Source organism: Haemophilus sp. SZY H56, assembly GCF_054332415.1.
Map to the genome: position 1 here is coordinate 1 of NZ_JBTGNX010000021.1, position 12,684 is coordinate 12,684.

16 protein-coding genes are annotated in these 12,684 nt (G+C 39.7%); 10 read left to right on the forward strand and 6 right to left on the reverse strand.

Features of this window, described 5'->3' with window-relative positions; translation table 11 throughout:
• Positions 1-158 precede the first annotated feature (158 nt).
• The 6 genes from def to mscL all read left to right on the forward strand — a co-directional run bounded on the left by def (position 159) and on the right by mscL (position 5,670).
• The gene (gene def / locus ACXVWP_RS10735) at positions 159-668 is read left to right on the forward strand and encodes a peptide deformylase (RefSeq protein ID WP_070712555.1); all 510 of its coding nucleotides are present in this window, start codon (positions 159-161) and stop codon (positions 666-668) included.
• Positions 669-727: 59 nt separating this feature from the next.
• Positions 728-1,684, forward strand: a complete 957-nt coding sequence (gene fmt, locus ACXVWP_RS10740; RefSeq protein ID WP_297570115.1) for a methionyl-tRNA formyltransferase — start codon at positions 728-730, stop codon at positions 1,682-1,684.
• Positions 1,684-3,021 carry a 16S rRNA (cytosine(967)-C(5))-methyltransferase RsmB gene (rsmB, locus tag ACXVWP_RS10745; protein WP_289902163.1) on the forward strand — a complete coding sequence of 446 codons (1,338 nt, stop codon included), beginning with the start codon at positions 1,684-1,686 and terminating at the stop codon, positions 3,019-3,021. Before fmt ends, rsmB begins: the two co-directional genes overlap by 1 nt.
• Positions 3,022-3,837 (forward strand): glycosyltransferase family A protein, encoded by an 816-nt coding sequence (locus ACXVWP_RS10750; protein ID WP_297570113.1) that lies wholly within the window; start codon positions 3,022-3,024, stop codon positions 3,835-3,837.
• Complete coding sequence (gene trkA, locus ACXVWP_RS10755; RefSeq protein ID WP_289902161.1) at positions 3,834-5,210, forward strand: Trk system potassium transporter TrkA; 1,377 nt, start codon at positions 3,834-3,836, stop codon at positions 5,208-5,210. Before ACXVWP_RS10750 ends, trkA begins: the two co-directional genes overlap by 4 nt.
• A 76-nt stretch (positions 5,211-5,286) precedes the next feature.
• Complete coding sequence (gene mscL, locus ACXVWP_RS10760; protein WP_289902160.1) at positions 5,287-5,670, forward strand: large-conductance mechanosensitive channel protein MscL; 384 nt, start codon at positions 5,287-5,289, stop codon at positions 5,668-5,670.
• Positions 5,671-5,732: 62 nt separating this feature from the next.
• On the opposite strand, the gene ispF is transcribed toward mscL, so the two are convergent.
• Genes ispF through ftsB form a run of 3 tightly spaced genes read right to left on the reverse strand, consistent with a single transcriptional unit; the run spans position 5,733 to position 7,167 of the window.
• Positions 5,733-6,209 (reverse strand): 2-C-methyl-D-erythritol 2,4-cyclodiphosphate synthase, encoded by a 477-nt coding sequence (ispF, locus tag ACXVWP_RS10765; RefSeq protein ID WP_070776266.1) that lies wholly within the window; start codon positions 6,207-6,209, stop codon positions 5,733-5,735.
• Positions 6,206-6,889, reverse strand: coding sequence for a 2-C-methyl-D-erythritol 4-phosphate cytidylyltransferase (ispD, locus tag ACXVWP_RS10770; protein WP_297570108.1), 684 nt, complete (start codon positions 6,887-6,889; stop codon positions 6,206-6,208). The genes ispF and ispD overlap by 4 nt, the downstream gene beginning before the upstream one ends.
• Complete coding sequence (gene ftsB, locus ACXVWP_RS10775; protein WP_289902158.1) at positions 6,889-7,167, reverse strand: cell division protein FtsB; 279 nt, start codon at positions 7,165-7,167, stop codon at positions 6,889-6,891. Before ftsB ends, ispD begins: the two co-directional genes overlap by 1 nt.
• A 251-nt stretch (positions 7,168-7,418) precedes the next feature.
• Between ftsB and ACXVWP_RS10780 the strand changes: the two genes are divergently transcribed.
• A complete protein-coding gene (locus tag ACXVWP_RS10780; RefSeq protein ID WP_128787954.1) occupies positions 7,419-8,237 on the forward strand; it encodes a 5'-nucleotidase, lipoprotein e(P4) family in 819 nt (272 codons plus the stop codon).
• Positions 8,238-8,303: 66 nt separating this feature from the next.
• On the opposite strand, the gene fabR is transcribed toward ACXVWP_RS10780, so the two are convergent.
• Together fabR and oxyR are read right to left on the reverse strand one after the other, a co-directional pair.
• The gene (gene fabR, locus ACXVWP_RS10785; RefSeq protein ID WP_128787955.1) at positions 8,304-8,927 is read right to left on the reverse strand and encodes an HTH-type transcriptional repressor FabR; all 624 of its coding nucleotides are present in this window, start codon (positions 8,925-8,927) and stop codon (positions 8,304-8,306) included.
• 24 nt (positions 8,928-8,951) lie between these two features.
• A complete protein-coding gene (oxyR, locus tag ACXVWP_RS10790; protein ID WP_128787956.1) occupies positions 8,952-9,857 on the reverse strand; it encodes a DNA-binding transcriptional regulator OxyR in 906 nt (301 codons plus the stop codon).
• A gap of 131 nt (positions 9,858-9,988) precedes the next feature.
• Between oxyR and pgdx the strand changes: the two genes are divergently transcribed.
• Positions 9,989-10,714, forward strand: coding sequence for a hybrid peroxiredoxin PGdx (gene pgdx / locus ACXVWP_RS10795; RefSeq protein WP_128787957.1), 726 nt, complete (start codon positions 9,989-9,991; stop codon positions 10,712-10,714).
• A gap of 105 nt (positions 10,715-10,819) precedes the next feature.
• On the opposite strand, the gene ACXVWP_RS10800 is transcribed toward pgdx, so the two are convergent.
• Positions 10,820-11,137, reverse strand: a complete 318-nt coding sequence (locus ACXVWP_RS10800) for a DUF5389 domain-containing protein (protein WP_128787958.1) — start codon at positions 11,135-11,137, stop codon at positions 10,820-10,822.
• A 96-nt stretch (positions 11,138-11,233) separates the two neighbouring features.
• Between ACXVWP_RS10800 and ACXVWP_RS10805 the strand changes: the two genes are divergently transcribed.
• On the forward strand, positions 11,234-11,809 hold the full coding sequence (locus ACXVWP_RS10805) for a rhomboid family intramembrane serine protease (protein ID WP_297570118.1): 576 nt from the start codon (positions 11,234-11,236) through the stop codon (positions 11,807-11,809).
• A gap of 21 nt (positions 11,810-11,830) precedes the next feature.
• The gene (locus ACXVWP_RS10810) at positions 11,831-12,586 is read left to right on the forward strand and encodes a DeoR/GlpR family transcriptional regulator (RefSeq protein ID WP_297570103.1); all 756 of its coding nucleotides are present in this window, start codon (positions 11,831-11,833) and stop codon (positions 12,584-12,586) included.
• Positions 12,587-12,684 lie beyond the last annotated feature (98 nt).

The window sequence follows — 12,684 nt, forward strand, 5'->3', positions numbered from 1 at the left end:
GGGCTTCCCCATGTGAGAGTAGGACACCGCCAGGTACTGAATGTAGAACCCCGAGCTGAAGAGCTTGGGGTTTTTGTGTATGGAGTTTTCAATATTTTAGCAAAGCGTTGATTCTATGATACAATCACCGCCGTAATTTTAATAAAACAAGAGAAAATATGACCGCACTTAATGTATTAATTTATCCAGATGATCACCTTAAGGTTGTTTGTGAGCCAGTTGCTGAAGTCAATGATGATATTCGCAAAATTGTAGATGATATGTTTGATACGATGTACCAAGAAGAAGGCATAGGTCTTGCCGCTCCACAAGTAGATATCTTGCAGCGTATTATTACGATTGATATTGAAGGCGACAAACAAAATCAATTAGTGTTGATTAATCCAGAAATTTTGGCTTCTGAAGGTGAAACAGGCATTGAAGAAGGTTGTTTATCTATTCCTGGATTCCGTGCTTTAGTGCCTCGTAAAGAAAAAGTCACGGTAAAAGCGTTAGATCGTCATGGAAAAGAATTTACGCTTGATGCAGATGGTTTATTAGCAATCTGTATTCAACATGAAATCGATCATTTAAATGGTATTTTATTTGTGGATTATCTTTCACCATTGAAGCGCCAACGTATCAAAGAAAAATTAGTGAAATATAAAAAACAAATTGCAAAACAATAATCAAAAGTGCGGTATAAAATGACCGCACTTTTCCTATTAACGCCATAACGTAGAACATTATGAAACCATTGAATATCATCTTTGCCGGTACGCCGGACTTCGCAGCACAACATCTTGCTGCACTCTTAAATTCACATCACAATATTATTGCTGTTTATACGCAGCCAGATAAACCGGCTGGCCGCGGTAAAAAATTGCAGGCGAGTCCTGTAAAGCAATTAGCAGAACAGCATCAAATTCCTGTTTATCAACCAAAATCCTTGCGTAAAGAAGAAGCACAAGCAGAGCTTAAAGCGTTAAATGCCGATGTGATGGTTGTTGTCGCTTATGGTTTGATTTTACCTCAAGCAGTGTTAGATATGCCTCGTTTAGGTTGTTTAAATGTGCATGGCTCTCTCTTACCACGTTGGCGTGGCGCTGCACCTATTCAGCGATCTATTTGGGCTGGGGATCAACAAACTGGTGTGACGATTATGCAAATGGATGCAGGCTTAGATACGGGTGATATGTTACACAAAGTGTATTGCGATATTGATGCGCAAGAAACTTCTGCTTCGCTTTACCATAAATTAGCTGAAATTGCGCCGTCGGCATTGATTGATGTTTTGGATCATTTGGAAGAAGGGAAGTTTATTGCGGAAAAACAAGATGATAACCAAAGCAACTATGCAGAGAAACTTTCCAAAGAAGAGGCTAAATTGGATTGGTCGCTATCGGCAGCCCAGCTTGAGCGCAATATTCGCGCGTTTAATCCTTGGCCGATTAGTTTCCTACAATTAACCGATGAACGAGGTAATGAACAAACCCTAAAAGTTTATGCTGCTGGAGTATTGCCACATGTAGATAAACCCGCTGGGACGATTTTAAGTGTCGATAAAAAAGGTATCCAAATTGCCACGAAAGAAGGTGTTTTAAATTTATTGCAACTTCAGCCTGCAGGCAAGAAACCTATGTCTGTACAAGACTTCCTCAATGGTCGAGCAGATTGGTTCCAGGTTGGTAAGGTTCTAAACTAATGGTATTTCAACGCAAAAAAACGGGAAAATCGACCGCACTTTCGGTACGCGCTATTGCTGCTCAAGTGATTTTACAGGTTTTAGATCAAGGTAAGTCCTTATCAACGTTGCTTCCAGAAGTGCAATCGCAGGTAAAACCACAGGATTTACCTTTATTACAGGAAACTACCTTTGGTATTTGTCGCGTATTACCTCGTTTAGAAAATATTATAAAAAAACTATTAGATAAGCCATTGAAGAGTAAAACCCGCATCGTGCACTGCTTGCTATTGGTGGGATTGTACCAATTACTTTATATGCGAGTGCCCGCTCACGCGGCGGTTGATGAAGTGGTGAATGCCACAAAATCATTGAAATCGGATAGTTTTCGTGGTTTGGTTAACGGTGTATTGCGTCGCTTCTTACGGGAACAAGAGGATATTCTTGCTGTAGTAGATAAACATCGGCAAACGCTTCATCCTGAATGGTTTGTGAATAAACTCAAAAAAGCTTATCCGAATTGGCGTGAAATTATTGAGGCGAATAACCAAAAGCCACCAATGTGGTTGCGAGTTAACCAACAACAAAATAATACGAAAACTTACCGCACTTTGTTGGAAGAGCAAGAGATAGTCGCATTTGAATGTGATAATCCACATGCTTTACGTTTAGCTCAACCGCTTTCTGTCTCGAAGCTGCCAAATTTTGCACAAGGTGTGGTAACAGTTCAGGATCTCAACGCACAATGGTCAGCCTTATTGCTTGAGCCACAAAATGGTGAATTGATTTTAGATGCTTGTGCGGCACCAGGTGGGAAAACTACCCATATTTTAGAAATGGCACCACAAGCGAAGTTGATTGCGCTTGATGTAGAAGCTCATCGCTTAAAGCGTATTGAAGAAAATCTTGAGCGTTTGAATCAACAGGCGACGGTAGTCTGCGGTGATGCGACTGAACCAGAAACGTGGCTTGCAGAAATTGGGTTAAGTGGAAAGTTATTTGATCGTATTTTATTAGATGCACCTTGTTCCGCAACGGGAGTGATCCGACGCCATCCAGATATTAAATGGTTACGCCAAGAAACAGATATTGCTCAATTGGTTACTTTGCAAAGGCAAATCCTCAAAGCACTTTGGGAGAAATTAAAACCTAATGGTATTTTGCTTTACGCGACTTGCTCGGTGCTTCCCGATGAGAACAGTCAGCAAATACAGCATTTTTTAGCGGAAACACCCGATGCAGAATTAATGCCATTGCCGTTTGAACAAACGGAAAATACGATTGGAATCCAATTCTTACCACAAGAGAATGGCGGGGATGGGTTCTATTATGCAAAATTGAGAAAACGGTCAGCTTAAATGAATTTGCCTTTAATTGATGTCGTCATTCCTTGCTATAACGCGGAAAAAACGCTTGTTCGTGCAGTAGAGTCTGTGTTGCTGCAAGGTAATCTTGGCCGTCTTTGGCTGATTGATGATGCGTCTACAGATAATACATTTGAATTAGCCTTACAGCTTGCAGCGCAATATCCTGACAGAATTTCTGTCGAGAAAATGCCGAAAAATAGTGGTGTCGCGATGGCTCGAAATTGGGGCGCAATGCTCTCTGCTAAAAGTGTGGTCGATTTTGTTGCGTTTTTAGATGCGGATGATGCATACGAACCTGGAGCATTGGAAGTGGCTGCGGCAACATTTTATTTTCAGCCAGATACTTCGGTCGTGAGATTAGCATTAAAGCCGATAAATTTAGCCCAACGTTATGCGGAACACCCTAATTTTGATCAGGCATGGCAATATATGCGCATGACCTGCGGGGGAAATATCGTTTTCAATAAAGCTTTTTTCTTAGCGTGCGGCGGATTTCCAACACATCAATTATTTCAAGAGCTCGGCGGTGAAGATGGCGCTTTAGGCATTGCAACCACTAAAACGGCAAAAGTAGCCACATTATTTGAAGATGTAGGCGTATTACATTTTTGTCGTGAAGGGATGCATGCAGAACGTTTGCTCGATGGTATGTTGTTTGGTAAACAAGATCCTTCGATTACTACAGAAAAAATGGCAGAAGCAGAACAAGTAACGGCGACCATTTGTCGCCGCATTGAAACATTAAAGTGCGGTCTAAATTCAGCTGAAATTGGCATCCGACCTTTGGTTGTGGAGAGAACAGAATGAAAATAATCATCTTAGGTGCAGGGCAAGTAGGCACAACACTTGCGGCAAATTTAGTGAGTGAAGATAACGATATAACACTAGTCGATAATGAATCTCAACATTTGCAGAATTTGCAAGATAAGCATGATTTACGCGTGGTTAAAGGTTCCCCTTCCTCACCAAAGATTTTGCGTGATGCCGGAGCCGCTGATGCAGACTTGATGGTTGCAGTAACGGCATCAGATGAAATTAATATGATTGCTTGCCAGTTGGGATATACCCTTTTCAATACCCCAACACGTATTGCGCGTATTCGTAATGCGGAATATTTGCGTGAGAAAGATAAATTATTTAATGATGAAAACGTACCAATCAATCATCTGATTTCGCCAGAGAACTTAGTCACAGATGAGATTACACGCTTAATTGCTTATCCAGGTGCGTTGCAAGTGGCGCATTTTGCCAAAAATCGAATTAGCATTGTGATCGTAAAAGCATATTACGGTGGTCCGTTAGTGGGCTATGCGTTATCGGCTTTTAAGGAGCATATGCCACATATTGATTGCCGGATCATTTCAATTTTACGTAATGATAAATTAATTCGCCCACAAGGTTCGACCATTATTGAGGCAGGAGATGAAATTACCTTCATTTGTGCGACAGAGCACATTAAAGCGGTGATGAGTGAGTTGCAACGCCTTGAGAAAACCTACAAGCGTATCATGATTGTCGGCAGCGGGAATATTGCCTCAGGTGTTGCAAAACAGTTAGAAGATAAGTATCAAGTGAAACTTATTGAGCGAGACGGTGAAAAAGCAAAAGTCTTGGCAGAGAAACTCTCTAAAACGCTTGTTTTCCACGGTGATGCTTCTGACCAAAATTTACTTTTTGAAGAGCATATTGAGAACGTCGATGTCTTTTTATCATTAAGTGCCGATGATGAGGCCAATATTATGTCTGCATTACTGGCAAAACGTCTTGGTGCTAAAAAAGCCATGGTACTGATTCAGCGCATGGCATATATCAATTTGATTCAAGGTGGAACCATTGATATTGCGGTTTCACCACAACAAGCAACAATCTCTGCTTTATTAGGGCATGTGCGCAAAGGGGATATCAAAAACGTGGCATCCTTGCGTCATGGTACTGCGGAAGCCATTGAACTTGTGGTACATGGCGATTCGACAACATCCAATGTGGTTGGAAGACAGATTGGCGATATTAAACTTCCAGTTGGTGCAATGATTGCAGCAATTTTACGTAAAAATGAGGTTATCATTGCACGTCGTCAGGTGACCATTGAAGAAGGTGATAGTGTCATTGTTTATATTAATGACAAGAAATCTGTGTCAGAAATAGAAAAATTATTCCAACCGAGCGCATTTTTTATTTAAATAACAATTTACTTTTTAATCTTAAAACCTATAATACGCATTCTTTTAATTTTTAAACCAATATAAAGGAATATTTATGAGTTTTATTAAAGAATTCCGCGAATTTGCAATGCGCGGCAACGTAGTAGACATGGCAGTCGGTGTGATCATCGGTGGTGCTTTTGGTAAAATCGTAAGTTCACTGGTCGGTGACGTAGCAATGCCTGTATTAGGTATTTTAACTGGTGGCGTAGATTTCAAAGATTTAAAAATCACGTTAGCAGAAGCAGTAGGCGACACTCCAGCAGTAACATTAAACTACGGTGTATTTATTCAAAACGTCTTTGATTTCATCATCATTGCATTCGCAATCTTCATGATGATCAAAGGTATCAACAAAGTGAAAAAACCAGTAGAAAAAGTAAAAGGTCCTTCACAAGAAGAATTACTTACTGAGATTCGCGATTTATTAAAAAAATAATAAGAATTTAATCTAAATAAAGAAAGGTTGGTATTTTACCAACCTTTTCTTTTACTTAAAATTTAAGCTTTGAGTAACAATGCAACGGCTTCGCAAGCAATACCTTCGCTTCTACCTGTAAAGCCAAGTTTTTCTGTTGTGGTTGCTTTCACGTTCACTTGCTCAATATCACAATGTAAATCTTCCGCAATCTTCGCTCGCATTGCATCGATATGAGGACGCATTTTAGGGGCTTGTGCAATAATGGTTACATCCACATTGCCCACCTTATAGCCTTTTGCTTGTACTTGGCGGAATGCTTCTCGTAATAAAACACGGCTATCTGCATTTTTATATTGCATATCGGTATCGGGGAAGAGTTTACCGATATCCCCTAATGCTGCCGCACCTAATAAGGCATCTGTTAAGGCATGTAAGGCAACATCACCGTCAGAATGAGCAATAAATCCAGTATGGTAAGGCACTTCAACGCCACCAATAATTAAAGGGCGATCTTCACCAAAGGCATGAACATCAAACCCATGTCCAATTCGTATCATAGCGTTTTCCTTGTTAAATAAAATTCGGCTAAAGCTAAATCTTCTGGACGCGTGACTTTAATATTATCACTTCGTCCTGCGATTAAGTGTGGTTGAAATCCCGCGAGTTCCATCGCAGAGGCTTCATCTGTAATATTGGCACCTTGAGAGAGCCCCTGTTCAAGCGCATTTCTTAATAGATCGCAACGGAAAAATTGAGGTGTTTGTGCAAGCCAAAGTTCAGTGCGATCTTCTGTTTTAATAATATCTTGTTGTTTATTCGCGCGTTTAATCGTATCGACTGCCGGAATGGCCAAAATAGCACCTTGTTCATCATCGATTTGGAGCAATTTATCTAAATCTTGATGTGTTAAACAAGGTCTAGCCGCATCATGCACTAACACCCATGCTTGGTTATTTTTAATTGCTTTTAGTCCATTTAGAACTGACTCAGCTCGTGTTTCTCCCCCTTCAACGAGGGTGATGTTTTGATGAGGAAATAAAGCCATTTCTGAAAGATAGGGATCATTTTTTCCTACTGCAAGAATAACGTGATTAATTGCAGGGTGGGATAGAATGACAGAGAGTGTATGTTCCAGAATCGTCTTGTCTAAAATTTTCAGATATTGCTTAGGTTTATTTGCTTGCATACGGCTTCCAACACCCGCAGCAGGTATGACGGCAATAATTTCGCGGCTCATTATTTATGCTCTTTGACGATGTGATAGAACACTTCGTTTGGTTTGACCATATCATGGCTCATGCGTGCACGTTCTTCAATAGATTCAAAGCCTTTTGTTAAGCCTTGAATTTCGGCAGAAATCATCTGATTTCTTTGTGAGAGCTTTTCATTTTCAGCTTTATTCTCTTTGATTTGAGCTGCGATATCTTTGTAATCAAAATATCCGTTTTTACCAAACCAAAGATCGTACTGAAATAGCACGAGAACACCCACTAAAATTCCAATGAAAAGACGCATAAATTACCTATTATTTCTGAAAACTTGGGATAGTTTACCGTGAAATACAGCGAAATGCGATGAAAAAGTGCGGTTAAAAATTAGATGATTTTGGAAAATGATTTCATCAGTCTTGTTGGATAACTTAAAAATAAAAAATGTGATCTATCTCACAAATTAGTTATAAAGTTTGATAAAGCCGTAGCCACTGCCTGAATAGGCTTGTTATACTTTTGTCTGTCATTATGACTTTTTAACAGAAGGAACAATCAATGAAAACAACATTAAAACTTACCGCTATTGCAGCGATGTCAGCATTTATTTTAACTGGTTGTGCGACTCAAGATAAGAGTGCAGAAGCGGATGCGCAGCTTCAACAACAAGCGGTATTAGGTCTTAACTGGATTCAACAATCAGGTGAATACCAAGCCCTTTCTTACCAAGCATACAATGCGGCAAAAGTAGCATTTGATCACGCTAAAGTGAAAAAAGGTAAGAAAAAAGCGGTTGTGGTGGATTTAGATGAAACCATGTTAGATAACAGCCCTTATGCTGGCTGGCAAGTGCAAAACAATAAGCCATTTGATGGTAAAGATTGGACTCGTTGGGTAGAAGCTCGTCAATCAGGTGTAGTACCAGGCGCAGTAGAATTCAATAACTATGTAAATACCCACGGCGGTAAAATGTTCTATGTGTCTAACCGCAAAGACAGCAATGAAAAAGCGGGTACGATTGATGACATGAAACGTTTAGGTTTTAATGGTGTTGAAGATTCAGCGTTTTACTTGAAAAAAGATAAATCACCAAAAGCAGCACGTTTTGAAGAAATTGAAAAACAAGGCTATGAAATCGTCGTTTATGTGGGTGATAACCTTGATGACTTCGGTGATGCAATCTATGGTAAACAAAATGCAGAACGTCGTGATTTTGTTGTTCAAAATAAAGCGAAATTTGGTAAAACATTCATCGTATTACCTAACCCGAACTACGGTGGCTTTGAAGGCGGCTTAGCAAAAGATTATTTCAAAGGCGATTCAAGCAGCAAAGTGAAAGCACGTTTAGATGCAGTTAAAGCTTGGGATGGTAAATAATTCCCTTCTTGAGATAAACAAACACCCGCAGAGATGCGGGTGTTTGTTTTAGTCAGAAAGTGCGGTCTATTTTCGCATCATTTTTTCTTTATGAGATGCGAAGTCCGCACCTTTCGCCAGCATACGAAGTTGTAAAATAACACGCTCTTTTAGTAAATCTTGTTCGGCCTTAGTCATATCTAAAGCATTGGAGCCAGCCGTGAATACGATGGTTACCATGCCTTCTGCCTGTACATAAGACACATATTGCGAGTAGTGATTTTTCTTTGCAATATATTCAGTCAATTCATCAATAAAGTGTTTGATTTCACGAGCGGCTGCGGTACGGAAAGCTTGAGAAGTACCCGAACTTTCACGTAAGAGCAAACGGAACACGTTGGTGCTGTGAGTGATAAATTCAAAAAAGGTTTCAACAGAAACACGGATGACACTGCCGCCTGCATCAATACGTTTACGAGCTTGGCGCATTAATTGACGGAGGGTTAAACCTGCTTCATCTACCATTTCTAATCCGAGCTCATCCATATCGCTAAAGTGGCGATAGAAAGAAGTGGGTGCAATGCCCGCTTCACGGGCAACTTCACGCAAGCTTAAATTAGAAAAGCTTTTTTCTGCATTCAATTGATTGAATGCGGCGTCAATTAAAGCTCGACGGGTTTTTTCTTTTTGAATTGCTCGAACACCAGCCATTGGGTTTCCTCAGCTTATGATAAATTATTTTTTATTCGCTAAAATCGATTTAACTTGTTCACTGACCGCACTTGCAACGCGTTCATAGCGATTACGTAATGGTGAACCTGGTCGGTAAACGAGAGCAATAGTACGAGACGGTTCTGGCGAATGACAAGGAATATATTTTACACCTGCACGTGTGCCTTCATTTAATACCGCAAGTTCAGGCATAAAGGTGATACCCGCATTGGCTGCCACCATATTGCGCAACGTTTCAAGGCTAGTGGCTTGGAAGTGAGAATCTTCTTTGGCACCAGCAGTGAAACAATAATCGAGTGCTTGATTACGTAAGCAGTGCCCGTCATCTAGCATGAGCATTTCTTGCCCTTTTAAAGTATTCATAGAAATTTTACTTTCTGAAGCCCAAGGATGTTGGTCGGATACAGCGAGTAACATTTTTTCATCAAAAATAGGCACTTCGATAAACGCTTCAGTTTCGGGTACGCGAGCCACAATCGCACAATCTAATCGACCAGTTTCTAATTGCTCTAATAATTGATGAGTTTGGGCTTCGTAAAGAAATACTTCTAAATCTGGGAAAGTTTCTTTCAATGTTGGTACAATATAAGGAAGTAGGTAAGGGCCAACAGTCGGGATTAATCCAATGTGTAATGGACCTGTCATTTCTTTACCTTGATTGCTGGCCATTTCTTTGAGTAATTTTACTTCGCGTAATACAGTGCGAGCTTGATCGACAAGTAACATACCAGATTGCGTGAAGAGTACTTTACGGCTAGTACGCTCAAGTAAAATAATGCCTAATTCATCTTCTAGTTTGCGAATTTGGCCACTTAAAGTAGGTTGGCTAACATTGCAAAAATCCGCCGCTCGACGGAAATGTTTAAACTCGGAAAGGGCTACTAAGTATTCTAAATCACGAATATTCATAGGGTTCTCACTTTATAGAATATGTCAATTAAAAGGATAGAATTAATTGATTATGACTATATCACAAAACTTTCTATAATGCCTATTAAGTTTTTAGGACTAATTAATTTAACTCACAGAGGAGACACATTATGTCTAATATGGAAGGAAAAAAAGTTCCACAAGTTACATTCCGCACTCGCCAAGGCGATCAATGGGTTGATGTGACTACATCTGAATTATTTGATAACAAAACTGTTGTTGTTTTCTCATTACCGGGGGCGTTCACGCCAACTTGTTCATCTTCTCACTTACCACGTTATAATGAACTTGCACCTGTTTTCAAGCAATATGGTGTGGATGATATTTTAGTGGTGTCAGTAAATGATACTTTCGTTATGAATGCCTGGAAAGAGGCAGAAGAAGCACACAATGTAAAATTCATCCCTGATGGTAATGGTACCTTTACTGAAGGTATGGGGATGTTAGTCGGAAAAGATGATTTAGGTTTTGGTAAACGTTCTTGGCGTTATTCTATGCTCGTGAAAAATGGCGTAGTGGAAAAAATGTTTATTGAACCAAATGAGCCAGGCGATCCATTTAAAGTATCTGATGCTGATACCATGTTGAAATATATTGCACCCGATTTCCAAGTGCAAAAATCAATCACCATTTTCACAAAACCAGGTTGCCCATATTGCGCGAAAGCAAAACAACTTTTACATGATAAAGGCTTAAGCTTTGAAGAAATCGTATTAGGTCATGATGCCACAATCGTGAGTGTGCGTGCAGTTTCTGGCCGAGCCACTGTGCCACAAATCTTTATTGGGGGTAAACACATAGGTGGTAGTGACGATTTAGAAAAATACTTTGCTTAATTGATTGTTAGGTAGGAAATTTTTTATATTTTTGATTATTAGGAACATAAGTTAAAAGGGAGCGAAAGCTCCCTTTTTGTTGTTTGTGATTTTGTTTTTATATTCTTAAGCATTAAAGCCAATGTAGCAAACTGAAACTAAAACAATGTAAAAAATGACCGCACTTAGTAGCAATAATTTTACGGCAAGTTTAGGTTTGTACTGATGTAATTTATAAAGTAAACGTGCAATCAAAACTAAAACAAAGGGATACACCCAAAAGATAATCGAGAAAAGATCGATCTGAAAATCGCTCAGTGTAGGGTTTTTCACAAAAGCAGTGGAAAGCAGAGAGGCCATCGGCCACAGTAAAATGGGTAAACAAAATGCCGCAAGTCCCCAAGCGAAGCCACTAAATCCTGTCGGCATAGTTTGTTTTTTCATAATGAACCTTATATGATTGACAAAAAATAAAAAGGAATATAACAAATGCCGTCTTTATTTGATAGTGAAACTGATGTGTCAGAAGAGAGAAAAGTATTGAAACGCACATTGAGCGCACAAAAAATCACGTTTATTTTGACCGCACTTTGCGCAGTGATTTATCTCTTGCAGAATGTCGGGTTTGAAGAGCCAATGATGGATTTATTCCATTATCCTGCTTATTCTTGGGAAGATCAGGAAATATGGCGTTATTTCACTCATGCTATCGTTCATTTGTCGGTACCCCATATTTTATTTAATCTTCCGTGGTTCTGGTTATTTGGTGGTGCGATTGAACGCCGATTTGGTTCTTTCCATTTTTTATTATTGGTCTTAGTGTCTGCCGCAGTGAGTGGCGCTGCACAGAATTACTTTACCGGTCCCGCCTTTTTCGGATTATCTGGTGTCGTGTATGCGGTGTTAGGTTATGTGTTGGTGGTGGACAAATTGCACCCGCATAGCTTTGACTTACTGGAAGGTTTTTTTACAATGTTACTGGTAGGGCTTGTATTTGGCTTTATTAGTCCGCTTTTTGGTATTAATATAGGCAACGCAGCTCATATTTCAGGCTTTATCTTAGGATTGGTTTGGGGATTTCTGCAGAGTAAAATTAATAGTAGAGCGTTTAGCTAATTCAACTGTATAGACATTTATATGAAACAATCATTACGCCATCAGAAAATTGTTGAGCTTGTGACGCAAAAAGGCTATGCCAGCACAGAAGAGCTGGTTATCGAACTAGAAGTCAGTCCTCAGACAATTCGACGCGATCTGAATATTCTTGCGGAGCAAGATTTAATTCGACGCCATCATGGTGGTGCGGCACCTTCTTCTACCGCGGAGAATTCCGATTATATTGAACGTAAACAATTTTTCCCTTCCCAAAAAGGTGCGATTGCCAGCGAAGTGGCAAAACGTATTCCAAATGGTGCCTCTTTATTTATTGATATTGGTACGACACCAGAAGCCGTAGCAAATGCTTTGTTAAATCATGAACGTTTGCGCATTGTGACAAATAATCTCAATGCGGCTCATTTATTACGTCAAAATGAAACCTTTGATATTACGATGGCGGGTGGTTCTTTGCGTAAGGATGGAGGAATTATCGGTGAGGCAACAGTTAATTTTATTTCGCAATTCCGTTTAGATTTCGGGATTTTGGGTATTAGTGCGATTGACCTTGATGGCTCATTATTGGACTATGATTATCACGAAGTCCAAGTGAAGCGAGCGATTATAGAAAGCTCGCGTCAAACTTTATTAGCGACCGATCATTCAAAATTTTCTCGACAAGCCATTGTGCGATTAGGGGAGCTCAAAGACGTGGATTATCTTTTCACGGATGATGTGCCAAAACAAATTGAGGATTATTTAGAAAATAGCAATACAAAGTTAGTGATTTGTAAATAGTCTAAATAGGAAGTGCGGTCAAAAATGATCTGCACCCCAAAAGTTGGACTCAACAAACCAACAATTGAGGTGCAGATTTTTTATGGGTAAACACTACA

What these genes read in the sequence shown, in the direction of transcription:
- def (WP_070712555.1), top strand. Translation starts at nt 159, where the DNA reads ATGACCGCACTTAATGTATTAATTTATCCAGATGATCACCTTAAGGTT.
- fmt (WP_297570115.1), top strand. Translation starts at nt 728, where the DNA reads ATGAAACCATTGAATATCATCTTTGCCGGTACGCCGGACTTCGCAGCA.
- rsmB (WP_289902163.1), top strand. Translation starts at nt 1,684, where the DNA reads ATGGTATTTCAACGCAAAAAAACGGGAAAATCGACCGCACTTTCGGTA.
- ACXVWP_RS10750 (WP_297570113.1), top strand. Translation starts at nt 3,022, where the DNA reads ATGAATTTGCCTTTAATTGATGTCGTCATTCCTTGCTATAACGCGGAA.
- trkA (WP_289902161.1), top strand. Translation starts at nt 3,834, where the DNA reads ATGAAAATAATCATCTTAGGTGCAGGGCAAGTAGGCACAACACTTGCG.
- mscL (WP_289902160.1), top strand. Translation starts at nt 5,287, where the DNA reads ATGAGTTTTATTAAAGAATTCCGCGAATTTGCAATGCGCGGCAACGTA.
- ispF (WP_070776266.1), bottom strand. Translation starts at nt 6,209, where the DNA reads ATGATACGAATTGGACATGGGTTTGATGTTCATGCCTTTGGTGAAGAT.
- ispD (WP_297570108.1), bottom strand. Translation starts at nt 6,889, where the DNA reads ATGAGCCGCGAAATTATTGCCGTCATACCTGCTGCGGGTGTTGGAAGC.
- ftsB (WP_289902158.1), bottom strand. Translation starts at nt 7,167, where the DNA reads ATGCGTCTTTTCATTGGAATTTTAGTGGGTGTTCTCGTGCTATTTCAG.
- ACXVWP_RS10780 (WP_128787954.1), top strand. Translation starts at nt 7,419, where the DNA reads ATGAAAACAACATTAAAACTTACCGCTATTGCAGCGATGTCAGCATTT.
- fabR (WP_128787955.1), bottom strand. Translation starts at nt 8,927, where the DNA reads ATGGCTGGTGTTCGAGCAATTCAAAAAGAAAAAACCCGTCGAGCTTTA.
- oxyR (WP_128787956.1), bottom strand. Translation starts at nt 9,857, where the DNA reads ATGAATATTCGTGATTTAGAATACTTAGTAGCCCTTTCCGAGTTTAAA.
- pgdx (WP_128787957.1), top strand. Translation starts at nt 9,989, where the DNA reads ATGTCTAATATGGAAGGAAAAAAAGTTCCACAAGTTACATTCCGCACT.
- ACXVWP_RS10800 (WP_128787958.1), bottom strand. Translation starts at nt 11,137, where the DNA reads ATGAAAAAACAAACTATGCCGACAGGATTTAGTGGCTTCGCTTGGGGA.
- ACXVWP_RS10810 (WP_297570103.1), top strand. Translation starts at nt 11,831, where the DNA reads ATGAAACAATCATTACGCCATCAGAAAATTGTTGAGCTTGTGACGCAA.